This is a genomic window from Rhizobium sp. Rhizsp82 (assembly GCF_047325115.1).
Lineage (GTDB): Bacteria > Pseudomonadota > Alphaproteobacteria > Rhizobiales > Rhizobiaceae > Rhizobium.
The window spans coordinates 2232881-2254926 of sequence record NZ_CP168570.1 but is presented as its reverse complement, the minus strand read 5'-3'; the positions used below and the strand labels follow the sequence as shown (position 1 = coordinate 2254926).

Annotated in this window: 24 protein-coding genes and 1 pseudogene; 6 read left to right on the top strand and 19 right to left on the bottom strand. The window is 61.3% G+C overall.

What is annotated here, in order from left to right; all coding sequences use genetic code 11:
• Positions 1–29: 29 nt before the first annotated feature.
• Entirely contained in the window at positions 30–1034 is a 1005-nt protein-coding gene (bcsN, locus tag ACEN84_RS15990) for a cellulose biosynthesis protein BcsN (protein ID WP_413709236.1), read from the bottom strand.
• A 305-nt stretch (positions 1035–1339) separates the two neighbouring features.
• Here bcsN and ACEN84_RS15985 point away from each other — a divergent pair, with 305 nt between their 5' ends.
• On the top strand, positions 1340–1561 hold the full coding sequence (locus ACEN84_RS15985) for a hypothetical protein (protein WP_112718744.1): 222 nt from the start codon (positions 1340–1342) through the stop codon (positions 1559–1561).
• A 78-nt stretch (positions 1562–1639) separates the two neighbouring features.
• Positions 1640–1957: a DUF1236 domain-containing protein gene (locus tag ACEN84_RS15980; protein ID WP_112718745.1), complete on the top strand. Its 318-nt coding sequence runs from the start codon at positions 1640–1642 to the stop codon at positions 1955–1957.
• Between the two features lie 67 nt (positions 1958–2024).
• Here the strand turns inward: ACEN84_RS15980 and ACEN84_RS15975 are convergent, their stop codons facing one another.
• The 7 genes and pseudogenes from ACEN84_RS15975 to ACEN84_RS15945 form a co-directional block, all read right to left on the bottom strand.
• Positions 2025–3683, bottom strand: a complete 1659-nt coding sequence (locus ACEN84_RS15975; RefSeq protein WP_413709235.1) for a GMC oxidoreductase — start codon at positions 3681–3683, stop codon at positions 2025–2027.
• Positions 3684–3764: 81 nt separating this feature from the next.
• On the bottom strand, positions 3765–4358 hold the full coding sequence (locus ACEN84_RS15970; protein WP_112718747.1) for a MerR family transcriptional regulator: 594 nt from the start codon (positions 4356–4358) through the stop codon (positions 3765–3767).
• A gap of 110 nt (positions 4359–4468) precedes the next feature.
• A complete protein-coding gene (locus ACEN84_RS15965; RefSeq protein ID WP_112718748.1) occupies positions 4469–4807 on the bottom strand; it encodes an integration host factor subunit alpha in 339 nt (112 codons plus the stop codon).
• 110 nt (positions 4808–4917) lie between these two features.
• Positions 4918–5889: a beta-ketoacyl-ACP synthase III gene (locus tag ACEN84_RS15960; protein ID WP_112718749.1), complete on the bottom strand. Its 972-nt coding sequence runs from the start codon at positions 5887–5889 to the stop codon at positions 4918–4920.
• Between the two features lie 19 nt (positions 5890–5908).
• On the bottom strand, positions 5909–6955 hold the full coding sequence (gene plsX / locus ACEN84_RS15955) for a phosphate acyltransferase PlsX (protein ID WP_112718828.1): 1047 nt from the start codon (positions 6953–6955) through the stop codon (positions 5909–5911).
• A 103-nt stretch (positions 6956–7058) separates the two neighbouring features.
• Entirely contained in the window at positions 7059–7613 is a 555-nt protein-coding gene (locus tag ACEN84_RS15950; RefSeq protein WP_112718750.1) for a YceD family protein, read from the bottom strand.
• A 10-nt stretch (positions 7614–7623) separates the two neighbouring features.
• Positions 7624–8213 (bottom strand): annotated as a pseudogene (locus ACEN84_RS15945) (ubiquinol-cytochrome C chaperone family protein).
• Between the two features lie 190 nt (positions 8214–8403).
• On the opposite strand from ACEN84_RS15945, the gene ACEN84_RS15940 reads away from it, so the two are divergent.
• Entirely contained in the window at positions 8404–8928 is a 525-nt protein-coding gene (locus ACEN84_RS15940; RefSeq protein WP_112718752.1) for an outer membrane protein assembly factor BamE, read from the top strand.
• A 78-nt stretch (positions 8929–9006) separates the two neighbouring features.
• On the opposite strand, the gene ACEN84_RS15935 is transcribed toward ACEN84_RS15940, so the two are convergent.
• From ACEN84_RS15935 to ribH, 3 genes are all read right to left on the bottom strand, one after another.
• Complete coding sequence (locus tag ACEN84_RS15935; protein ID WP_199628792.1) at positions 9007–11148, bottom strand: sodium-translocating pyrophosphatase; 2142 nt, start codon at positions 11146–11148, stop codon at positions 9007–9009.
• A gap of 200 nt (positions 11149–11348) precedes the next feature.
• On the bottom strand, positions 11349–11831 hold the full coding sequence (gene nusB, locus ACEN84_RS15930) for a transcription antitermination factor NusB (RefSeq protein ID WP_112718754.1): 483 nt from the start codon (positions 11829–11831) through the stop codon (positions 11349–11351).
• Positions 11828–12289 (bottom strand): 6,7-dimethyl-8-ribityllumazine synthase, encoded by a 462-nt coding sequence (gene ribH / locus ACEN84_RS15925; protein WP_112718755.1) that lies wholly within the window; start codon positions 12287–12289, stop codon positions 11828–11830. The genes nusB and ribH overlap by 4 nt, the downstream gene beginning before the upstream one ends.
• Positions 12290–12624: 335 nt before the next feature.
• On the opposite strand from ribH, the gene ACEN84_RS15920 reads away from it, so the two are divergent.
• The 3 genes from ACEN84_RS15920 (at position 12625) to ACEN84_RS15910 (ending at position 14154) form a co-directional block, all read left to right on the top strand.
• Positions 12625–12987: a hypothetical protein gene (locus tag ACEN84_RS15920; RefSeq protein WP_112718756.1), complete on the top strand. Its 363-nt coding sequence runs from the start codon at positions 12625–12627 to the stop codon at positions 12985–12987.
• A gap of 111 nt (positions 12988–13098) precedes the next feature.
• Entirely contained in the window at positions 13099–13602 is a 504-nt protein-coding gene (locus tag ACEN84_RS15915) for a cupin domain-containing protein (RefSeq protein ID WP_413709234.1), read from the top strand.
• A gap of 18 nt (positions 13603–13620) precedes the next feature.
• Positions 13621–14154 carry a GNAT family N-acetyltransferase gene (locus ACEN84_RS15910; RefSeq protein ID WP_413709233.1) on the top strand — a complete coding sequence of 178 codons (534 nt, stop codon included), beginning with the start codon at positions 13621–13623 and terminating at the stop codon, positions 14152–14154.
• Here the strand turns inward: ACEN84_RS15910 and ACEN84_RS15905 are convergent.
• The 8 genes from ACEN84_RS15905 to ACEN84_RS15870 form a co-directional block, all read right to left on the bottom strand.
• On the bottom strand, positions 14117–14737 hold the full coding sequence (locus ACEN84_RS15905; RefSeq protein WP_130282716.1) for a riboflavin synthase: 621 nt from the start codon (positions 14735–14737) through the stop codon (positions 14117–14119). The two genes, ACEN84_RS15910 and ACEN84_RS15905, sit on opposite strands and share 38 nt — an antisense overlap.
• Positions 14737–16014, bottom strand: coding sequence for a bifunctional diaminohydroxyphosphoribosylaminopyrimidine deaminase/5-amino-6-(5-phosphoribosylamino)uracil reductase RibD (gene ribD / locus ACEN84_RS15900; RefSeq protein ID WP_413709232.1), 1278 nt, complete (start codon positions 16012–16014; stop codon positions 14737–14739). The genes ACEN84_RS15905 and ribD overlap by 1 nt, the downstream gene beginning before the upstream one ends.
• A 3-nt stretch (positions 16015–16017) precedes the next feature.
• Entirely contained in the window at positions 16018–16494 is a 477-nt protein-coding gene (gene nrdR / locus ACEN84_RS15895) for a transcriptional regulator NrdR (RefSeq protein WP_112718761.1), read from the bottom strand.
• A 9-nt stretch (positions 16495–16503) separates the two neighbouring features.
• Positions 16504–17802, bottom strand: coding sequence for a serine hydroxymethyltransferase (glyA, locus tag ACEN84_RS15890; protein ID WP_112718762.1), 1299 nt, complete (start codon positions 17800–17802; stop codon positions 16504–16506).
• Positions 17803–18141: 339 nt separating this feature from the next.
• Positions 18142–19449, bottom strand: coding sequence for a L,D-transpeptidase family protein (locus ACEN84_RS15885; protein ID WP_413709231.1), 1308 nt, complete (start codon positions 19447–19449; stop codon positions 18142–18144).
• A gap of 396 nt (positions 19450–19845) precedes the next feature.
• Positions 19846–20757: a DUF4238 domain-containing protein gene (locus tag ACEN84_RS15880; protein ID WP_413709230.1), complete on the bottom strand. Its 912-nt coding sequence runs from the start codon at positions 20755–20757 to the stop codon at positions 19846–19848.
• 165 nt (positions 20758–20922) lie between these two features.
• Entirely contained in the window at positions 20923–21438 is a 516-nt protein-coding gene (gene ldtR / locus ACEN84_RS15875) for a transcriptional regulator LdtR (RefSeq protein ID WP_112389587.1), read from the bottom strand.
• Between the two features lie 130 nt (positions 21439–21568).
• The gene (locus ACEN84_RS15870) at positions 21569–22006 is read right to left on the bottom strand and encodes a DUF6163 family protein (RefSeq protein ID WP_413709229.1); all 438 of its coding nucleotides are present in this window, start codon (positions 22004–22006) and stop codon (positions 21569–21571) included.
• Positions 22007–22046 lie beyond the last annotated feature (40 nt).

The window sequence follows — 22046 nt, the reverse complement described above, 5'->3', positions numbered from 1 at the left end:
ACCGGGCCAGAAGGCCCGGGCATGCAAGTCTATCTCCGGCAGGCGGCCGTCATGGCCGCATCGCCTATGCAGTCTGGCGAGGGCACGGCGACACCGCCTGCCCGCGCGGATTGTTGTGCCGGAGCAGCCGGCTGCGCGGGACTGCCCGGAGCAACCATCTGCGAGCTCTGTTGCGGCGCATCCGGCAGCGGCACACGCGGCCCGACGGGCGGCGCCTGCTGCACCACCGGCTGCGGTGCCACGGCGGGCTGTGGCCGCGTGACGACGGCACGGCGCACCGTGGTGCGGCTGACGGCCTGCGGCGCCGGTTCATAGCCGAGCGGCATCGACATCTGACGATAACCGCCCTCATCCGGATAGATCGGCGTGCCGGTCTGGCCGAGCGTCGGGTCGGCGCCGCGAACGTCGCCGTAGGGATTCCAGATCTCGCCGTTCAGCGTGCCGGTGATCGTGTAGCCGTACATGACGGCGAGCAGCTGGCGCTCGCTGGCGCGGGCATCGCAAAGCCGGAGCTTCACCTGGATCATGCCGAAATTGCGGGTCTGCGTATGCGCGGCGCGGCTGGAGCGGATCTGCTGCCAGCCATAGATGCAGGTATCGCCACCGCGGCTGCGGCCGGAGGCGTAGGAGAACGGGCCGTAGCTATTCTGCAGGAAGGTCGTGTTGCGCGCCATGGCAACGCCGGGCACGGAAGCGAAGGCTTCGCGCGACATGCCGGTTTCGCTGAACATCCTGTAGCCGGCACTTCCGGTATCAGGATTGGAGCCGCTGGCGCCCAGGAACTGCACCTTCATGAAATTCTGGCCGGGAACCGAAGACGACGTGAACAGCGACAGCGTCTGCTCGACGCCATTGCCGCGCTTGGTCTCGACGACGCTGACGATCGACGGCCCGCCGGGCGGCGGCATGACCAGCGCCTTTTCGCTGGCAATGGCTTCCGGGCCGGACGGCTGCTTGACGCTGCCGCTCGTTGTACTGCAGCCGGCCATCACGCCCGCTACCGCAACGATCGATATCAGATTCAGCAAACGCATTCAGGGAGCCGCCGTTATCGTCTTTCCTGTTCCCCAAAACGGGAAAATTCGCCCAGCGGTTTCTCGAATCAACAAGCCGCCAGCATTCAGGATGGAATAAACGCCGCTTATGGTTAATCACTTATTAACGGGATACGCAGAGATCGCGGGCAAAAAGTCTCAGCAGCGACCATCGGGAAAGGCTAAGCCGCGGATGCGCCATCCGTTTTAGTAAGGACTCAATTACTATCATTGCGCTTGGCGGTTGAAATGCGCCCCTGCCGCTCGCACATTGACATATAGCAGGAGGAAGAGTGGAGGAGTGAATGAACGCGGTGACAGAACGCGGGATACACGATCCGGTCGCGCCCGAAGAGGTCGATGTGCTTCAGGCCGTCTTCGATACGGTAGCGGCCGAGCGCCAGCTTCACAAGCAGAGTGTGGAGGCGCTGGATGTCGCCCGCAGTGTCATTCGCTTCTATTTCGACGGCATCCAGGATTACGATACGCTGCTCGCGATGATGCGCGTGGAGCTCGCCGCCCGCTGAGATCGGCGGGCTGATTTGGGAACAACGAACTTTCCGCCACGTTTCCATGACGGCTGGGTAGGAAAAGGAGTTTATCCCATGCGCAAGATCATGCTGGCCACGGCCGCCGCACTGCTGACGGTTAGCTCTGCTGCCTTCGCGCAGAGCACCGTCATCGTCACCGATCCGGCTCCGACCGGTGCTATCGTTCTTCCGGGCGAAGTCCGCACCTATGTGATGGAGCAGCAGACGCCTTCCGTTGTCTATGACGGCGATGTGGTCGTCGGCACGACACTGCCCGATACCGTCGAAGTCCATACCGTCCCCAATATGGATGGCTATGCCTATACCGTGGTCAATGACCGCCGTGTGATCGTGGAACCGCAGACGCACCGCGTCATCCAGGTTCTCGAATAGACCGGCGCGCGTCACAAGACCGCGGAGAGAAAGGGGCGAGACCTGGAGGTCCCGCCCCTTTCCTCGTTCATGAGGACACTGTTTCCTCGACCTTCGGCTCGCTCAACGGCGTTTCGTCACTCGCCAAACTGGCCAAATGATCGGCAAGCCTCAGCGCCAGAGCGATGGCCGGCAGCGTCGGATTGGCCTGTCCACCCGTCGGAAAGACGCTACTGCCCGCGACATAGAGATTGCCGACATCATGCACACGGCAATCGCTGTTCACCACGCCGCTATCGGGATCATCCGACATGCGGGTCGAGCCGATCTGGTGGTAGCCGTCGAGCGCCTGATCCCTGACGGCATCGCGCCGCTCGTCACAGCGGTGGATATAATCGAGATGACCGAGCTTCTCGCGCCGCAGCCACCGATCGATGATCTCATGGGAGCGGACGATGGAATCGAAATCCTGCATGCCGAACCGCAGGTCTATTTCGAGACCGGCCACTTTCCCCTCGCCCTGCGTCCGTAGCCGGACGATGCTTTCGGGATTCGGCGCCTGCTCGGCGTGATACCGCAGCAGATAGCGGCGCCGCGGATTGCACACCGCGCCCGCCGTCCGCCTGAAGCGCCGCAGCAGCATGTCGAACAACGTGCACGCCGCGCCCGGGATAACGGCCACATCATTGCGGATGTTGCGCCAGTGGGCGCGGTAGAGGCGTTGCGGCGTGATCGATGTTGCAGGCGCCAGGCCACGGGCAATGCGCGGATAGAGGCCGGTCAGCGCGAAGATCAGATAGACCAGCGACAGCGCGCCGCTGCCATGGCTGGGATCGGCGATCGAAAGGCTCTCCAGCCAATAGGCGGCATTGAGCAACCCGTTCGCCACCTGCACCGGGGGATCGATCATCAGGCGCTGGCGAACGATATCGCCGCCGCTCGCCTTGCGAAACCAGAGCAGGTCCTCGGTCTCGACGTTGTTGAATTCGACGACCCCGAGATAGCCGGTCAGATGCCCCGCATAGAAGCGGCCGAGCGGTCCTTCCCGTCCACCGAATTTCTCCGGATGTCTCTCCTGCGCGGCCAGCAGAAGCCGGGTGTTTTCGAGACCGCCTGCCGCCAGTGCGTAGCGGCCGGCCTGCAGGTCCCTCCGGCCCTCCGATGTCAGCAGCTCCAGCCCCTCGATATCTCCATCGCCGGAGACCATCATGGCGCTGACGCGCGCATTGGTGATCACCGTGATACCGGCGGCGGCGACCAGGCGCTCGCGATATCTGCCGCCGAGATCAGGCTCCGGCGCCCAATGCTCCAGCGAATCCATCCGCACGTCACCTTCGGCTCGCGACTTCATCACCGAAGCCCCGGGATCACAGCCGAGGAAATTCAGGGCATCGGGATAGTAGGGTTGCAGCGCGTCAGCCGGGATCGGCCAGCCCGACATCGGGACGTGGCCGCGCCTTCCGAAATCCAGCGGATCGAGTGCCACGCAGCGGCCGCCCCAAAGCCGCGACGTGCCGCCGATGCCGCTTGCGACCGAGACCGCGCTTTCGACGTGATGACCGTTGGTGAAATGGACGGGACCGGGTGCGATATCGCCCCCACTGCCGTCAGCGGAACCTGCCTCGACAATCGCTACGGAAAGACCGCGTTCGGCGCAGCGGAAAGCCAGCGAAAGGCCGACCGGACCGGCACCGACGATGCATATGTCAGATGAAGGCAATGCCCCGGCAGCGCCGTCTATAATCATCCAGAATTCCCCGTGCCGGATGGCTTACGGGGAGTTAGCTAGAAGCATGGGCCACTGAAACAAGGGCAAAAGCGACTTCAGTCAGCGTACCTGGTCGAGCAGGCGCTTGCATTCCAGGAGGTCGTAGAGCGCTTCCTGGAGCAGCGCGCGGTCTTCCTTGCCGACGCTCGACTTGCCGATCGAGACTTCGCCCTGCTCATCCTCGCCGGCAACGAAATTGAAGAAGCGGCGGGTGATTGGCGCCTTGGCGCGGCCGACGAGCTGGTCTTCATCGGCCATGCTGACACGGGGTTCGGAGGACGAAGAGCCGCCGCCATCCTTGGAACTCGCCGCCAGCGCCTCGACGCTAGCGAGATCGCCATGGGCGACGGAGACGACAAACTTGTTGCCGTTGGTCTTCAGCAGCTTCTGCACGCCCTTGATCGTGTAGCCGTGATCATAGAGCAGATGACGGATGCCCTTCAGCAGATCCACATCTTCAGGGCGATAATAACGGCGTCCGCCGCCACGCTTCATCGGCTTTATCTGCGGAAAACGAGTTTCCCAGAAGCGCAAGACGTGCTGCGGCAGATCAAGATCATCCGCAACTTCGCTGATGGTTCGAAAAGCATCAGGGCTCTTGTCCAACGTCCTACTCCCTACGCGACCTCGGTGGCGGTCCAATCCGCGACTCATCATATTTCAACGGTTTGAACCGCCGAATTCAAGTCACGTCTTCGGGTTCCCACAGTTCGCGGGCAATGACATCAATGATTTATCGATTAGGCAGAGCCGATGAAACGGGCTCAGGAGGCCGGATTTGCGGGCTTCTGCTTGACCTTGCGCAGCGTGTGAGCCTTGAGAATCCGGGTCTTCAGGACGTTCGACGCCTTGAAGGTCATGACGCGGCGCGGCGAGATCGGCACTTCTTCGCCGGTCTTCGGGTTGCGGCCGATACGCTCGTTCTTGTCGCGCACCTGGAAGGTCGCGAAGGAGGAAAGCTTGACCGTCTCTCCACGGACGATGGCGTTGCAGATTTCGTCAATGACGGTTTCGACGAGTTCGGCGGACTCTGTTCGAGAGAGACCAACCTTCCGGAAAACTGATTCCGCCAGGTCTGCTCGCGTCACTGTCTTTCCGGTCATGGTTTCCCCGCCCAAGCTGCAAAATATCTTATGAAAGCGAGCAAAGACTATTTGTCTTGCGCCTTACGGTCAAGCTCTTGTTCGTCGTCAGTTTTTTGCGATTTGCAGCACTACCAGCGCAGCAGCACGGCGCCCCAGGTGAAGCCGCCGCCCATGGCCTCGAGCATGACGAGGTCGCCCTTCTTGATGCGTCCGTCACCGGCTGCAACGGCAAGCGCCAGCGGAATGGAAGCCGCCGAGGTGTTGCCATGCAGATCGACGGTGATGACGACCTTTTCTGGGGCGATGTTCAGCTTCTTGGCCGAACCGTCGATGATGCGTCGATTTGCCTGGTGGGGGACCAGCCAATCGAGATCGTCAGACGTCGTGCCGGTGGCGTCGAAAGCCGCCTGGATGACGTCCGTGATCATGCCGACCGCATATTTGAAGACTTCGCGGCCTTCCATGCGCAGCTTGCCGACGGTGCCGGTGCTCGACGGGCCGCCATCGACGAAGAGCTTGTCCTTGTGCGAGCCGTCGGAGCGCAGATGCGCGGTCAGAACGCCGCGATCCGAGGTCTTGCCCTCGCCTTCGGAGGCTTCGAGAACCAGCGCGCCGGCGCCATCGCCGAAGAGCACGCAGGTGGTGCGGTCGTTCCAGTCGAGAATGCGCGAGAAGGTCTCCGCGCCGATGACGAGAACGCGCTTGGCGAGACCGCCGCGGATATAGGCGTCAGCCGTGGTGACGGCATAGACGAAGCCGGTGCAGACGGCCTGAACGTCGAAGGCGAAGCCATGGCTCATGCCGAGACGGTTCTGGATGTTCACCGCCGTTGCCGGGAAGGTGTTGTCGGGCGTCGAGGTCGCACAGATGATCAGATCGATATCGGCGGGCGTCAGGCCGGCATTATCGAGTGCTGCGCGTGCGGCCTGCTCGCCGAGCGACGACGTCGTCTCGCCCTCGCCTGCGACATAGCGCTGGCGGATGCCGGTACGCTGGACGATCCACTCGTCCGACGTGTCAACGACATCTTCCATGTCGCGGTTGGTCATTACGCGTTTCGGAAGTGCGGCTCCGAACCCGCGAACCACTGAACGGATCATTCTTGCTAAACCCCGTCGCTCACGCAGCTTCCGGCCCGATGGGCGGCTGCCGCTTGGCATGATATTTCTTGAGATCGTTTTCTATTTTCTGATTGAGGCCATTCTTGGCCATGTCGTAACCGACTTCGATCGCGGCTGCGATACCTTCGGCATTGGCGCCGCCATGGCTCTTGATGACGATGCCGTTCAGGCCGAGGAACACGCCGCCATTGACCTTGCTCGGGTCCATCTTCTCGCGCAGCATGTCGAAAGCGCTTTTCGCCAGCAGATAGCCGATCTTGGCCATCAGCGTGCGCGACATCGCGGCACGCAGATAGGTGCCGATCTGCTTTGCCGTGCCTTCGGCGGCCTTCAGCGCGATATTACCGGAGAAACCTTCGGTGACAACGACGTCGACCGTACCCTTGCCGATATCGTCGCCTTCGACGAAGCCGGAATATTCGAGCGAATCAAGATTGGCTTCGCGAAGCAGGCGGCCCGCTTCCTTGACCTCTTCCTGACCCTTGATCTCTTCGACGCCGACATTGAGCAGGCCGATGGTCGGGCGCTCGATCTCGAAAAGCGCGCGAGCCATGGCGCCGCCCATCAGGGCGAAATCCATCAGCTGCTGCGAATCCGCGCCGATCGTCGCGCCGATATCGAGAACGATGCTCTCGCCGCGCAGGGTCGGCCAGATGCCGGCGATCGCCGGGCGTTCGATATTGGCCATGGTGCGCAGACAGAATTTCGACATCGCCATCAGCGCGCCGGTATTGCCTGCCGACACCGCAACGTCGGCATCGCCGGACTTCACGGCTTCGATGGTGCGCCACATGCTGGAGACGTAGCGGCCGCGGCGAAGTGCCTGGCTCGGCTTCTCATCCATGCGCACGGCAACCTCGCAGTCATGGAAGACCGACTTGGCTGCGACTTTGGGGAATTTGGCGAGAACGGGCTCGCACTCTTCCTTCAACCCGTAGAAAACGAAGGAAATATCCGGATGCCGCTCCAACGCCTTGGCGGCACCTGGGATGACAACCTGGGGACCAAAGTCGCCGCCCATGAGGTCGAGAGAAATTCTGATCACGCGTCCCTGATCCTTCTTTTTCGCCGGGGGAGGCGAAATTTCGGCCAAAATACCGGTTTTCCCATCGCTTACAACTGAATTGTGTCAAATACCCAACGGGTATTCAGTCCTTCTTCCAGTCCTTGAGCGCAGCGAATGGCGACGGCTTCTTGTCGTTCTGGCCATCGTCCTCGATATGCCCGTTGAATTCGATGCCGGGTTTGCGCGGATAGGGATCGATCGCCATCGCGGCGAATTCGGTCACCACGGCGCCGGCATCGATGCTGTCGCCGGTGAAGGGCTCCGGCAGATCCGGACCATCGGGATCGAGCACCATCTCGCCGGCATCATTGGCCGGGCGGCGGGCAAGCTTGGAATTTTCCGGCACGAAGATCTGCTCGAAGGGCTCGTCGATATCCGAGATGACCGGCTCGAGCGTCACGACACAGGCCTGCACGATACGCGCATGCACCCTGCCCTTGACGCGGATGCCGTCCTTCTTCCAGCGATTGACCTGTAGCTCGGCGCGCAGCTCATCGACGGAGAGAATGTTCCAGCTCTCGGCGAGCGCCTTGCGCTCCTTCTCGTCGGCTTCTAGGCGCACCTCGACGGGATTGGCCGAGATATGGCCGACCTTTACCAGATAGGAAAAGGGAATGGCGTCGTCCTGATGTTTCATGTCTTCCTCCTCAGGCCGCGTCCGGCAGCGTCGCCGAGCCGGTCGCTATCTGATCCTCGGACTGCTCCGAGAGTGCCGCTTCGGCCTTGAACATCCAGCCGGCGAGCGCGCTCATGTCGGCCGGAGCTTCCGCCTTCGGGTGAATGTTGCGCGACAGCGCCGTGGACAGTGCTTCGCTGTCACCGGCATCCATCGCCTTGGAATAGGCTTCGAGGCGGCCGTAGAACATGCCCGCAAGCTTCTTCATGCGCTTCGGCACGCTGTTGTCGCCGATGCCGAGCTCGCGGATCGAATAGTCGATATCCTGAAAGAAGGCATCGACGATCTCCTGGGCGATCTCCTGGCCGCTGGTGCCGGAGGCCCGCGTGCGGCGGAAGAACAGGATCATCACCAGCGAAAGCATCTCGAAGCGGCCCATGACGGTGTCGGGCACATCCATGCTTTCGTAGAACCCGGGCGTGCGGGCGGCCGACGTCAGCGTCGAATACTGCCGTTCGACGATCGCCTGATTGTTGTTTTTCTTACGAAAGAGCCCGAAGATCATTGTTTTTTCCGGAAATGCCTCATTCTTCACGCGGAGTTGCGTGGGCCGTGTTGCATGAATTCGAAAGCTGGTTTACCGAAGCAGGCGCGAATTGCAATGCCGAAGGTGGCCACTTTCGGGACAGCGCCCTTTCAGGGCAGCGACGCGGCGAATTGGGAGAATTCGACCCCGGAAAGGCCACAAAGGTTTTGCATCAGCGGTGCTTCGCATGGTCAAAAGCCGCCTACCGATACTCAAGGGGAGTAGATGTCGTTGAAGAAACGGTATTTCAAGTCTGACGTAAAGTTCTTCAGCAGCGCGGCCATTGCCATCATGATTGCCTCAGCAGGACTTACCGGTTGCCAGACCGGCACCGTGCTGAACGGCGGCTATGTCGTCGATCAGGAATCGTTGAACCTCGTACCCGAAGGTTCGAGCCGCGAACAGGTTCTCCTGTCGCTCGGCACGCCCTCGACGACGGCGACCTTCGACAACGAAGTCTTCTATTACATCTCGCAGAAGCGCACGCGCTCGATCGCCTACCAAAAGCTCAGGGTGGTCGATCAGAGCGTTCTCGCCATCTATTTCGACAAGGACGGTGTCGTGGCACGCCGCGCCAACTACACGCTGCAGGACGGCAAGGTGTTCGACACGATCTCGCGCGTAACGCCGACCGGCGGCCGCGAACTGACCTTCCTTCAGCAGGTCCTCCAGGGCGGCGCGGGCAGCGCGGCAAAGAGCCTGTTCGGCACGCCGCAGGGCAACCCGCAGAACCCGGCCAGCATCCAGTAAGCACTGGAACGCATCAGACAATAAAGAAACCCGCCGGAGCGATCCGGCGGGTTTCTTCGTTTCAGCCCTGCCCTTCCCTTACATGCCGGCGAGAACCGCGAGCAGCAGGAGAGCAACGATATTGGTGATCTTGATCGCCGGGTTGACGGCCGGACCGGCGGTATCCTTGTAGGGATCGCCGACGGTATCGCCGGTGACGGATGCCTTGTGGGCTTCCGAACCCTTCATGTGACGATTGCCGTCCTTGTCGACGAAGCCGTCTTCGAAGGACTTCTTGGCATTGTCCCATGCACCGCCGCCCGAGGTCATCGAGATGGCGACGAAGAGGCCGTTGATGATCACGCCGAGCAGCGAGGCACCGAGGGCGGCGAAGGCCGAGGCCTTTGAGCCCGAGATCAGCAGCACGCCGAAATAGACGACGATCGGCGCCAGCACCGGCAGCAGCGACGGGATGATCATCTCGCGGATCGCCGCCTTGGTCAGCAGATCGACGGCGCGGCCGTAATCCGGCTTTTCGGTTCCCTGCATGATGCCCGGCTTCTCGCGGAACTGCTTGCGCACTTCCTCGACGATCGCGCCGGCCGCACGGCCGACGGCGGTCATGGCGATACCGCCGAACAGATACGGGATCAGACCGCCGAACAGCAGGCCGGCGACGACATAGGGGTTCGACAGATCGAAGGAGATCGTGCCGATGCCCGCAAAGTACGGATACTGGTCGCCGTGAGCCGCGAAATACTGCAGGTCGTTCGAATAGGCGGCGAAGAGCACCAGAGCACCGAGACCGGCAGAACCGATCGCGTAGCCCTTGGTGACGGCCTTCGTCGTGTTGCCGACGGCATCGAGCGCGTCGGTCGACTTGCGCACTTCCGGCGGCAGGTGGGACATTTCGGCGATACCGCCGGCATTGTCCGTAACCGGCCCGAAGGCATCGAGCGCGACGATCATGCCGGCAAGGCCGAGCATTGCGGTCACCGCAATGCCGGTGCCGAACAGGCCGCCGAGCTGGAAGGTAGCCAGAATACCGCCGACGATGACGACCGCCGGCAACGCCGTCGATTCCAGCGAGACCGCGAGGCCCTGGATGACGTTGGTGCCGTGACCGGTGACCGATGCCTGGGCGATCGAGACGACCGGGCGCTTGCCTGTGCCGGTATAGTATTCAGTGATGACGACGATCAGCGCGGTGACGACGAGGCCGACGAGACCGCAGATGAAGAGGTTCGTGCCGGTAATGTCATGCCCGGCGACCATGCCCAGCGAACCCCAGCCGACGGTCAGCGAGGTTGCTGCACCAAGGCCGATGATCGACAGCAGACCGGTGACGATGAGGCCCTTGTAGAGAGCGCCCATGATCGAGCCGTTCGAGCCGAGCTTGACGAAGAAGGTGCCGATGATCGAGGTGATGATGCAGACGCCGCAGATCGCCAGCGGATAGATCATCGCCGATTGCAGGATCGGTGCACCGGCAAAGAAGATCGCCGCGAGAACCATGGTGGCGACAACCGAGACCGCATAGGTTTCGAAAAGGTCGGCCGCCATGCCTGCGCAGTCGCCGACATTGTCGCCGACGTTATCGGCGATGGTTGCCGGGTTGCGCGGATCGTCTTCCGGAATACCGGCTTCCACCTTGCCGACGAGGTCGCCGCCGACGTCTGCGCCCTTGGTGAAGATACCGCCGCCGAGACGGGCGAAGATCGAGATCAGCGAGGCGCCGAAGCCAAGTGCGACCAGCGCATCGATGACTTCACGCGAGCCGGTGTCATGACCGAGCACGCCGGTCAGGATGTAATAGTAGATAGAGACGCCGAGCAGCGCCAGACCGGCAACGAGCATGCCGGTGATGGCGCCCGACTTGAAGGCGATGTCGAGACCGGCCGAGAGGCTGTGGGAAGCAGCCTGGGCCGTGCGCACATTGGCGCGGACCGAAACGTGCATGCCGATGAAACCGGCGGCACCGGAAAGTACGGCGCCGATCAGGAAACCGATCGCGGCCGTGCCGGAGAGAAGCAGCCATGCTGCAATGAAAACAACGATGCCGACAATGGCAATGGTCTTGTACTGACGCGTGAGGTAGGCCTGCGCGCCCTCGCGGATATAGCCCGCGATCTCCTGCATGCGGCTATTGCCCTGATCGGCGGCCAGCACCGAACGGGTTGCCCAGATGGCATAGACCACCGAGAGCAGACCGCATGCGATTACGCATAAAAGAATGGTCATTTCGCTCTTTCCTCCAAAAGTGCCGGAACACTCCTCCGCCCGGCCACGCAAGCAGCCGAATCGTCTTCTCTCCTCAGAAACGCTCTAGCTTTGCGTGCGGAGATTGCTTGGTGGAAAACACGACGTCAAGACCGCAAGGGCCTAAAACCCTTGCAGCACAATGGATTGAGCGATTTGGTCCGATGGAGGACGGAGGAAGCTTACTTCCTGGTGTCGCCGCGTACCTGCTTGGCAATGCGGTCGAGAACGGCATTCACCAGCTTCGGCTCGTCGTCTTCGAAGAAGGCCTGGGCGATTTCCATATATTCCGTGACGATGACGGCGACGGGAACGTCCTTGCGATCGGTCAGTTCGAAGACGCCGGCGCGCAGGATGGCGCGGACCGTGCTGTCGAGACGCGACAGCGCCCAGTCGTCCTGCAGGGCAGAGGCGATCAGCGGATCGAGGCGGCGCTGTTCGCGCACGACGCCCGATACGATCGAGCGGAACCAGGACGGATCGGCCTTCAGATAGGTCTCGCCGTCAATTTCCTGGCCGAGGCGATGGGCCTCATATTCGGCGACGATTTCCAGCACGCCGGTGCCGCCGATATCCATCTGATAGAGCGCCTGTACGGCAGCGAGACGCGCAGCGCCCCGCTGATTTGCCGACTTTACCTGGCGCTCCGGAGTTTCGTTGGTCATTCAAGCCCACCCAGTTTCTTCTTCAGCTCGATCATCGTGAGAGCTGCGCGGGCAGCAAAGCCGCCCTTGTCCTTGTCCGAGCGGCGGGCGCGCGCCCAAGCCTGCTCGTCATTTTCGACCGTCAGGATGCCGTTGCCGATGGCAAGGGACTCGCTGACCGCCAGATCCATTATTGCACGCGAGGATTCGTTGGAGACGATATCGAAATGATAGGTCTCGCCGCGAATGACCATGCCGAGGGCGACAAAGCCGTCATACAGCACGCCGCCATTGTCTGCCCCGTCGAGCGCCATGGCAATGGCCGGCGGAATTTCGAGCGCACCGGGAACGGTGACGACGTCGAACGTGGCACCGGCTTCCTTCAGCGCGTGGGTCGCGCCATCGAGAAGGGCGTCAGCCATGTCATCGTAGAAGCGTGCTTCGACGATCAAAATATGGGGAGCATCATCCCGGGCCATGGTTCACCTTCGGTTTTAGAGAGTTCAGCCGTGCAGCAGGCCGCGGTCAAAACACGCCTACGCACGAATGGCAAGCAAATTCCGATCATGGCTGAAATGCAAATCCTGAAATCACTGCAAGCATATAGCGGCAGGTTATGCTGCACTGCATCAAGGACGGTCTCCGGCCGCCTCGATCATGGCGAAAAGAAGGCAGCAAACGTGAAGAATAATTAACGCGATTTCAGTGACTTAGCCCATTGAAGGGAGAGGTTTTGCGCCCCAATTCCTTTCTCGTAACGCAGACGATCCCCTGCACGACAGCCGACCGTCAGAGCAGATGAAAGGACACTACCATGAACCGCGTTGCTAAGATTGCCATCGTTTCCGCTTTCTCCTCTCTCGCCTTCGTCGGCGTCAGCCGTGCGGAAAACCTGAGTATGAACTCCGCCTCCGGGATCGAGCACACCTTGCGTACGTTCCAGGGCAACGACTTCGCCGTCCAGCAATATCAGGACTGGCGCAATATCGACAGCATGGACCAGTTCGGCCCACGTTCGGCCCCGGTACGCGACGCCCAGGAAGTCCATCAGATCCAGGCCTCGATCGACGCCAACAAGAGCCTCACCCGCAAGCTCGCGGATCAGGGCGTCAGCGTCAGCAATGTCATCAACGCCGAACAGGCGGCGGATGGCAGCATCACGATCTATACCGATTAACAGCAGACGGGCGGCGCGTTCCTCACGCGCCGCCCGTCCATTTCTCGCGTCCCTACTCTTGAAAATTGCATGCGAATGATGGTCTGTTGCGCCCCAAAAGGGAGACGAGACATGCCATCAGAAACAACCAAGCCGGTGATTGACCCCTCCACGCTCGAACTCGAGCACTGGACGCAGGGCACGCTTTACGAAGGCACCGACATTTCTTTCGGCAAGCTTCTCGGCCTTTCCAATCTCGGCGTCAGCTATAATGAAGTGCCTCCAGGCAAGTCGGGCTGTCCGTTCCACAATCATCATGTCGAAGACGAGCTGTTCATCGTGCTTTCGGGCAGCGGCGAATACCGCTTCGGCACCGAGCGGCATGCGATTGCGAAGGGATCGGTTCTCGGCGCGCCGGCCGGAGGCCCCGAAACCGCGCATCAGATCCTCAATACGGGGACGGAACCGCTGATCTATATCGGCGTCTCCACCATGTCGCCGACGGAGATCGTCGAATATCCCGATTCCGGCAAGTTCCTGGCGAAGACCCGCAAGGATGGCGGCTATCCGAGCTTCCGGGTTATCGGCCGCTCGGACGAGAGCCTCGACTACTGGCACAACGAACCCGGCGCATAAGACAGAAAGCGATTTTCAATGCTGAATATTCCAACGATCGAGACGGAGCGCCTGATCCTGCGCCCGCACCGGAAGACTGATTTCGAGGCCTACGTCACCTTCTGGGCTGACGAGGACGTGGTGCGTCACATCACCGGCGTGCCGAGCACGCGCGAACAGACCTGGGCGCGGCTGCTGCGCGCCACCGGCATGTGGCACCATATGGGCTTCGGCTTTCTGGCAATCGAGGAAAAGGAAAGCGGCCGCTTCGTCGGCGAATGCGGCTTTCTCGAAACCCGACGCGAGATGACGCCGTCGATCGAGGGGACGCTGGAAACCGGCTGGGCGCTCTCGCCGTCTTTCCATGGCCGCGGCTATGCGAGCGAAGCGCTGCAAGCGATGTTCGCCTGGGCCGAGCAGCGCTTTCCCGAGATGGAGATGACCTGCATCATCTCGCCGGTAAACGCGCCGTCGATCCGCCTTGCGGGAAAGCTCGGTTTCCGCGAGGTCACCCGCACCGATTACAACGGCGAGATCATTCTGTTTTCGCGGCGGGGAACTCGGCAAGCCTAGCCGCGTAGCGGGCCATGGTATCGACTTCGAAATTGACGAAGTCGCCTGCCTTGCGCTCGCCCCAGGTCGTGACCTCGAGCGTGTGGCGGATCAGCAGCACGTCGAAATCCGTGCCTTCGACGGCATTGACCGTCAGCGAGGTGCCATCGAGAGCGACCGAGCCCTTCGGCGCCACGAATTTTGCCAGATGTTCCGGCGCGCGCAGGCGATAGCGCGTTGCGTCGCCTTCGGCCGTCACCGAGAGGATTTCCGCCTTGCCGTCGACATGGCCGGAGACGATATGGCCACCGAGCTCGTCGCCGATCTTCAGCGAGCGCTCGAGATTGATGCGGCTTCCGGCCTTCCAGCCGGCAATCGTCGTCAGCCGCAGCGCCTCCTCCCAGGCTTCGACTTCGAACCAGCGGCCGTTGCTGCCTTCGTCCGGCAGGCCGGTGACCGTCAGGCAGACGCCGGCATGCGAGATCGAGGCGCCCATATCGATGGTCGCCGGATCGTAGCTCGTGGCAACGCGCAGCTTGACGCCCTCGTTCATCGGGGAAACGGATTCGATCGTGCCCATATCAGTGACAATGCCGGTGAACATCAAAGCTCTCTTTCGTATTCGTCCATCCGGTCGGAGCCGAATGAAAATGTGCCCCTGTGGGCGAAACCGGATGGCATATCGGTCTTCGTGACCGGCGATTCAATACCACCGGCGCCGATCACCACATCGCCCTGATAGAGCTGGATGCGATCGACGAGACCGGCATCGAGGAAGAGCTTTGCCGTCCTGGCGCCACCTTCGACGATCAACGAGGAAATGCCGCGGGAGGCGAGTGCCGGGAGCAGGACTTCCGGGTGGTAAGGATTGCAGTAGAGGACTTCGACGCCGAGGGCTTCGAGGGCGGTGCGGCGGGAGTCGAGATCATCTTCGGCGTTGGTGGGTGGGGTACCCCCCTCTGCCCTGCCGGCCATCTCCCCCACACGGGGGGAGATTGGCTGGGGGGAGCCGCTCGTTACAACATCTGTTGCTTGGGGAGATGCCGTCCGCGGGTCGATCTCCGAGGAGATGCCCGGCACGGCCGAGGGGGGTGAACCCTCGACAGCCCCCATATCCGAAACATCCTCACGCGCCACAACGATCACCGGCACCTGCCGCGCCGTTTGCGCCAGCTTGCCCGTCACCGGCAGCGACAATGCCGGATCGAGCACAATCCGCACCGGCGAGCGATCCTCCTGCCCCGCAATCCGCACCGTCAGTTCCGGATCATCGGCAATCGCCGTGCCGATGCCGACGAGAATGGCATCCGACTGCGCGCGCAATTTCTGCACCTCGGCGCGCGCCGCGGGCCCGGTGATCGCCACCTGCCCCTCGCCCGCACGGCCGATCATGCCGTCGGCGGAAACTGCAAGTTTGAGAGTCACATAGGGCCGCTTCTTCGTCTGCCGGGTGAGATAGCCGGCGAGCGAGCGCCTGCCCTCTTCCTCGAGCACGCCGGTATCGACCTCGATCCCGGCATCGCGCAGCATGCCGATGCCGCGGCCGGAGACGCGCTCATCGGGATCGGTGACGCTGATGACGACGCGGGAGACGCCCGCGGCGATCAGCGCGTTGGCGCAGGGCGGCGTCTTGCCGAAATGCGAGCAAGGCTCGAGCGTCACATAGGCGGTGGCGCCCTCCGCCCTCGCGCCGGCCTCGGCCAGCGCCTGCGGCTCGGCATGCGGGCGGCCGCCAACAGCCGTCGTGCCGCGGCCGACGATCTCGCCATCCTTGACGACGACGCAGCCGACGGAGGGGTTGGTGGAGGTTTGCCCAAGATGCAAAAGGCCGAGGCGGATAGCCTCGGCCATGTAACGTTCATCGTCTGATGCTGATGTCATCGCTCAACTGTCCAAAGTATCGCGGCCGATCTTGGCGTTGATCTCGGAAATCACCTTCTCGAAATCCTCGGCATGCGAGAAATCGCGATAGACCGATGCATAGCGGACGAAGCCGACGTCATCCAGGCTCTTCAGCGCTTCGAGAACCTGAAGACCGATGGCCTCCGAACCGATCTCGACCTCACCGGAGCTTTCCAGACGCCGGACAATGCCGGAGACGGCGCGTTCGATGCGGTCGCGATCGACCGGGCGTTTGCGCAATGCGATCTCGAAGGAGCGCACCAGCTTGTCGCGGTCGAAGGGCACCTTGCGGCCGGTCTTCTTGACGACCATCAGCTCGCGCAGCTGCACGCGCTCGAAGGTCGTGAAGCGGCCGCCGCAATCGGGACAGATACGCCTGCGGCGGATGGACGTGTTGTCCTCCGCCGGGCGTGAATCCTTGACCTGTGTGTCTTCCGATCCGCAGAATGGGCAGCGCATGCGCTATCCTTAGCCGATGTAGTCGTACATTGGGAAGCGGTTGGTGAGGTTCACCACCTTATCCCGCACGGCGCCTTCGACAGCGGCATTGCCCTCGTCGGAATTGGCAGCCTTCAGGCCGTCGAGAACCTCGACGATCAGGTTGCCGATTTCCTTGAACTCGGCTTCCTTGAAGCCGCGGGTCGTGCCGGCAGGCGCGCCGAGGCGGACGCCCGAGGTGACGAACGGCTTTTCAGGGTCGAACGGGATGCCGTTCTTGTTGCAGGTGATGTAGGCGCGGCCGAGGGCTGCTTCGGCGCGCTTGCCGGTGGCGTTCTTCTTGCGAAGGTCGACGAGCATCAGGTGGTTGTCGGTGCCGCCGGAGACGACGTCGAGGCCGCCTGCGATCAGAGTTTCGGCAAGCGCCTTGGCGTTCTTGACGATCTGGGCTGCGTAATCCTTGAATTCCGGCTGCAGCGCTTCCTTGAAGGCAACGGCCTTGGCAGCGATGATGTGCATCAGCGGACCGCCCTGGAGACCCGGGAAGACGGCCGAATTGAACTTCTTCGCCAGATCTTCCTCGTTCGTCAGGATGACGCCGCCGCGCGGGCCGCGGAGCGACTTGTGGGTCGTGGTCGTGGCGACATGGCAGTGCGGGAACGGCGACGGATGCTGGCCACCGGCAACGAGACCGGCGATATGGGCCATGTCGACCATCAGGTAGGCGCCGACTTCATCGGCGATCTCGCGGAAGCGCTTCCAGTCCCAGATACGGGAGTAAGCGGTGCCGCCGGCGATGATCAGCTTCGGCTTGTGGGTGCGCGCCTTCTCGGCAACGTCGTCCATATCGAGCAGGTTATCGCCTTCGCGAACGCCGTAGGAAACGACGTTGAACCACTTGCCGGACATGTTGACAGGAGAACCATGCGTCAGGTGACCGCCCGAGTTCAGGTCGAGACCCATGAAGGTGTCGCCCGGCTGCAAGAGCGCCAGGAACACGGCCTGGTTCATCTGCGAACCGGAGTTCGGCTGAACGTTGGCGAAGTTGACGCCGAAGAGCTTCTTTGCACGCTCGATTGCCAGTTCTTCGGCGATATCGACATACTGGCAGCCGCCGTAATAGCGCTTGCCCGGATAGCCTTCGGCATACTTGTTGGTCATGATGGAGCCTTGGGCTTCCAGCACCGCGCGCGAAACGATGTTTTCCGAGGCGATGAGTTCGATCTCGTGCCGCTGACGGCCGAGCTCCTTTTCGATCGCGCCGAAGATCTCCGGATCGGTATCGGCCAGATTGCGATTGAAGAAGGTCTGAGTGGAAGCATTGGTCATGGGCGGGCTCCTCAACTGGAATGGCCGCAGCTTTAGCCTTCCGTTTGCGCCAGAGCAATACGAAGAACGACATTTGCTGGGCAATCTACGCGCGGGGTGACCTCCCTCCCTCATTCCTGTGCTCGTCACAGGAATCCAGGCCACCGCGCGTCTGCGCGGTGAATGACTCATAAGCCAAGAGGAAGTGTCTTCTGCACCCAAGGACTTGGGTGCGCTGGATCCCTGTGACATCCCTTGGGCGTAGCCCTAAGAGCACAGGGATGAGGGAGGAAAGGTCTTGCCAAACAAAAAAGGCCGCGCAATCCGCGCGGCCTTTCCAAACTCAAAGAGAACCAGCCCCTACTGAACCGGCTGCTCCGTCGTTGCCGTGGTATCCAGCGCCAGTTCGGCATTGCCGTCCATCTGGTAGATGTCGTCGCGGAACTGGACGATGCCGTCGGGCATGCCCCAGGCGGAGATGTAGACGAAATAGACCGGCACTTCTTCGGCGAGCTTGATCGGCGTGTTGACGCGGCTGGCGATGACCTGTTCCATCTGCTGGCGCGGCCAGCCGGGGGTCTCGCCGAGCAGCCAAGTCGTCAGGTCGCGGACGTTCTGGACGCGCACGCAGCCCGAGGATTCGAAGCGCATGAGCTTGTTGAACAGGCCCTGCTGCGGCGTGTCGTGCATGTACTCGCCGTTCTTGTTGTAGAAGTTGATCTTCGTCGACGCCATGGCGTTGATCTTGCCCGGGTCCTGGCGGAAGGTCAGGTTCGGTGCCTTTTCGGCATTCCAGTCGATGGTTTCAGGCGCGACTTCGCTGCCCTTGCCGTCGATTAGGCGAATGTTGTTGCGCGTCAGGTAGGTCGGGTCCTTGCGCATCAGCGGCACGATGTCCTTTTCGACGATCGAGCGCGGAGCCGTCCAGTACGGATTGAGGATGACTTCGTAGATCTTCGAATTGACGAGGTGCGTCGGGCGGCTCAGACGGCCGACGATCGCGTTATGGCGGGTCGCGACGCTGCCATCCTGAACGGCTTCGACGTAAGCGGCCGGAATGTTGACCATGACGTGACGGCGGCCGAGCTCTTCGGGGAAGGTCTGCAGGCGGATCAGGTTGGTGTTCAGCTGCTGCAGGCGCACATCGACCGGGATGTTCATCGCCTTCAGCGTGAATTCGCCGATGACGCCATCAGACGGAAGGCCGTGGCGGGCCTGGAAGCGCTTGACCGCACCGTCGACATAGGAGTCGAACGAGGACGACATGCCGGCTTCCTGCGGAAGATCGCCGGTGGCGAAGAGACGCTGGCGCAGCGCCTGGACCGACTGGTCGTTGACGCCGATCTGCAGGCGCTGATCGGCCGGCGGATTGACGGTCGGCCAGCCGCCGGCAGAGGCGATCTGCTGATACTGGGCGATCGCCTGCTGCATGCTGGAAACGGACTGCGGTCCGAGGATCGGGGTATTGGAAACGATGGCGTTTGCGGTGCGCGATGCGGCCTTGGCATCGAACTGATCGTCCCAGTCGCCGCGTTGAGGCGCATTGATCAGCGCATCGACGGCCGTCTGCGCCAATGCCGGGGCGGCCAGTGCGCTGACGCCGAACGTTGCCGCGGAGGCAAGAAATGCGCGGCGCGAGAGAGCTTCAATTCCGTTTTTCTTCGACATAGTCCCAACCACTGAATGCCGCAGCTCTGAGAGGAAAACCGCGGGCTTTGCGAGTCACTGCGCGATAACGCAGACCACTATCATTCCGTTCTGCGGCGCATCACCGATTTTCCGCGTCCAGCCATCACAAGATTGCGAGCCGGAAGCGTGAATGCGTGAACTGCTGTTCGAGGGCGCCGTCTGCTGTGCATTTCCGCTGCCATACCAATATGGCCAATTCGTGTCGCCTGCCCTTCCGGGCACCTACCAGCGGTAGGAGACGGCACGCATCAAACCATAGCAATCCGTAAACGGTGCTGGTTAATAGCGGCTAAAAAACGGCCTGAATACAGGCGATTACGCTTGGCAGGCATGCGTTGCAAAGATGACACGCTGGCGGTGAGTGGGCTCGGCAAACTACGGCTTCACCTCATCGCCCATCATACTGCGCGGAAGCGGGGACATGTAGTCCCGCTTGCCCATCGTTCTCTTGACCTCGCGCGTACTTTCTTCGTCAAACGCATATACAGATCGCCTGCCCTGTCCGATCACGACCTCATTGATCTGCCTAATTAGGCGACCGACCGCCATTTTCTGGATGTGGTCTGCGATCTGATTGTTCATGAAGCCGATGAAAATCAAAGTTGGACTTATCGGCAAAGCAAAGTGACCATCGGGTCGACCGAGGCCGTTCGTCATAATCAGCGGGTGGTCGGACGTCAGGAGTTTTCGTTGCTTTGATGACGTATCCAGAAGCCGCCATCGTGCCTGCATCATGAGACGTAGGACATTTTCGTTTTGGATCAGCCTCGTTATTACCATAACTGCCTGACGCTCAGGCATTTTGGGGCTCCGCTGGAGCATGTACTCTTCGAGAGTGGGAGGCCACCCTACCTCTTTGAGTTCGTTATACTTTTCCTGAAACCCCGGATCTGGCGTGAGGAAATCCGAACGGACTTTGCGCTTGAACGCGTGAACAACTTCCGGAGCGCGTATCATAAGAGAAAGCAAGAATCGCGCCCAAGCGTGTCGGATACGCGCTTCAGTTGGAATATTCCCGGCCAGCATCATATCGCGGGCGGTGGCGGCATGTTTATCAACCGCTCCCATAAATATGCGCTCGACGTTCTGTTGAGTTTCCTTCGTTGCACCGGGAATACGGTAGAGGTTTTCCACAAACCCGGTTTCCATCTTGCCGCGGCGCTTAATCTCAAGACGCGGAAAGACCTCGTGCGGGTATTTGAGGCGCCGATATTCGGTCAGCTTATTGTCGCGGTTCCGATCGACCCAAGGTTCGAGATAGAACTGGGGAATGTAATGGTGCTTCAAGCGCGCTCACTTGTCTGTTTGCGAGGCATGCTACCATTTGTTGCAACTAATTAAAATCTTCACCACGCGCAACAGGCGCCACCGTGTGCCTTCTCACACACTGTAGCGCCCTGTCGTGCCGGTAAGGAGGTCCTAATACGCCATCGGGAATAACGGCGTATGGGATTACAGGCGGTACATGATGCTGTCGTTCCAGAAGCGGTCGAGGCGCTGCAGGAGCTTGTTCATCTGGGTGAACTCGTCGGTGCCGATGCCGCCGACCTTGTCGATCGAGGTGATGTGGCGTTCGTAGAGCTTGGCGACCGTCTCGGCGATCTCGGTGCCGGTTTCCGTCAGGCTGATGCGGACGGAGCGGCGGTCGATGCGCGAGCGCTGGTGGTTGATGAAGCCGAGGTCGACGAGCTTCTTGACGTTGTAGGAGACGTTGGAGCCCAGGTAGTAACCGCGGGAGCGGAGCTCGCCGGCGGTCAGTTCCGAGTTGCCGATATTGAAGAGCAGGAGCGCCTGGATGGCGTTGACGTCGCTGCGGCCCTGACGGTCGAATTCGTCCTTGATGACGTCGAGCAGACGGCGGTGAAGACGTTCAACAAGATGAAGGGATTCCATGTAAAGATCACGGATGTCCTGATCCTGCTGGTCACGGAAGTTCGATACCGCCTGCGGCTTGATTTTCGTGTTCATGATGACTGCCTCACTGTTTGTTTGGCGGTGTTGGTTTTCTTCCCGCCTTGAGACAGACCCTATCGAATACAAATAAAATTCTACTTAAACTGCAGGCTTAACAGCACCTTACCGAAAACCTCCCGTTGTATCAGGGTAAATCAACGCTTACCTGACGCCGCTGGCGGCGGCGCTCGAACCAGAGCGCCAAGCGGAATGCCAGGTACATTGCGGCCACCAGAACATGGGTAATGACGATCAGATGATTGGAGCCGAAGGTCTCCGGCAGGAAGCCGTGCATCAGCACCTGCAGGCCCGCCGCAAGCACCCAGACGACCGGTCCCCAGGAGACCGTGAGCCACAGGCCGAGCGAGGCGACCGGGAAGACGACGGCGAGCGTCGTGGCTGCCACTTTCCAGGGAAGGCTGAGCAGATCGAAGCGGCCGGCGCCGAACAGCGAATAGCCGACCAGCATGCCCCAATATTGCAGGCCGAACCAGAAACAGGTGATCGCCACCAGCCTCAGGAAGAGGATGAACATCAGGTCGGTCAGCGTGCGCTTCGGCAGGGCCGGAGAATCATTTTCCATGGGGCGGACTTTATGGTTCCGTTCGGTCATTCGCCAGACG

Coding starts and splice junctions, on each gene's coding strand:
- nusB (WP_112718754.1), bottom strand. CDS start 11,831: ATGACCAACGAAACTCCGGAGCGCCAGGTAAAGTCGGCAAATCAGCGG.
- ACEN84_RS15910 (WP_413709233.1), top strand. CDS start 13,621: ATGCTGAATATTCCAACGATCGAGACGGAGCGCCTGATCCTGCGCCCG.
- ACEN84_RS15905 (WP_130282716.1), bottom strand. CDS start 14,737: ATGTTCACCGGCATTGTCACTGATATGGGCACGATCGAATCCGTTTCC.
- nrdR (WP_112718761.1), bottom strand. CDS start 16,494: ATGCGCTGCCCATTCTGCGGATCGGAAGACACACAGGTCAAGGATTCA.
- ACEN84_RS15970 (WP_112718747.1), bottom strand. CDS start 4,358: ATGAGTCGCGGATTGGACCGCCACCGAGGTCGCGTAGGGAGTAGGACG.
- ACEN84_RS15985 (WP_112718744.1), top strand. CDS start 1,340: ATGAACGCGGTGACAGAACGCGGGATACACGATCCGGTCGCGCCCGAA.
- ACEN84_RS15920 (WP_112718756.1), top strand. CDS start 12,625: ATGAACCGCGTTGCTAAGATTGCCATCGTTTCCGCTTTCTCCTCTCTC.
- ACEN84_RS15870 (WP_413709229.1), bottom strand. CDS start 22,006: ATGGAAAATGATTCTCCGGCCCTGCCGAAGCGCACGCTGACCGACCTG.
- ldtR (WP_112389587.1), bottom strand. CDS start 21,438: ATGAACACGAAAATCAAGCCGCAGGCGGTATCGAACTTCCGTGACCAG.
- ribH (WP_112718755.1), bottom strand. CDS start 12,289: ATGGCCCGGGATGATGCTCCCCATATTTTGATCGTCGAAGCACGCTTC.
- ACEN84_RS15975 (WP_413709235.1), bottom strand. CDS start 3,683: ATGATTATAGACGGCGCTGCCGGGGCATTGCCTTCATCTGACATATGC.
- ACEN84_RS15915 (WP_413709234.1), top strand. CDS start 13,099: ATGCCATCAGAAACAACCAAGCCGGTGATTGACCCCTCCACGCTCGAA.
- bcsN (WP_413709236.1), bottom strand. CDS start 1,034: ATGCGTTTGCTGAATCTGATATCGATCGTTGCGGTAGCGGGCGTGATG.
- ACEN84_RS15980 (WP_112718745.1), top strand. CDS start 1,640: ATGCGCAAGATCATGCTGGCCACGGCCGCCGCACTGCTGACGGTTAGC.
- ACEN84_RS15935 (WP_199628792.1), bottom strand. CDS start 11,148: ATGACCATTCTTTTATGCGTAATCGCATGCGGTCTGCTCTCGGTGGTC.
- ACEN84_RS15950 (WP_112718750.1), bottom strand. CDS start 7,613: ATGAAACATCAGGACGACGCCATTCCCTTTTCCTATCTGGTAAAGGTC.
- ACEN84_RS15940 (WP_112718752.1), top strand. CDS start 8,404: ATGTCGTTGAAGAAACGGTATTTCAAGTCTGACGTAAAGTTCTTCAGC.
- ribD (WP_413709232.1), bottom strand. CDS start 16,014: ATGACATCAGCATCAGACGATGAACGTTACATGGCCGAGGCTATCCGC.
- ACEN84_RS15960 (WP_112718749.1), bottom strand. CDS start 5,889: ATGATCCGTTCAGTGGTTCGCGGGTTCGGAGCCGCACTTCCGAAACGC.
- ACEN84_RS15965 (WP_112718748.1), bottom strand. CDS start 4,807: ATGACCGGAAAGACAGTGACGCGAGCAGACCTGGCGGAATCAGTTTTC.
- glyA (WP_112718762.1), bottom strand. CDS start 17,802: ATGACCAATGCTTCCACTCAGACCTTCTTCAATCGCAATCTGGCCGAT.
- ACEN84_RS15885 (WP_413709231.1), bottom strand. CDS start 19,449: ATGTCGAAGAAAAACGGAATTGAAGCTCTCTCGCGCCGCGCATTTCTT.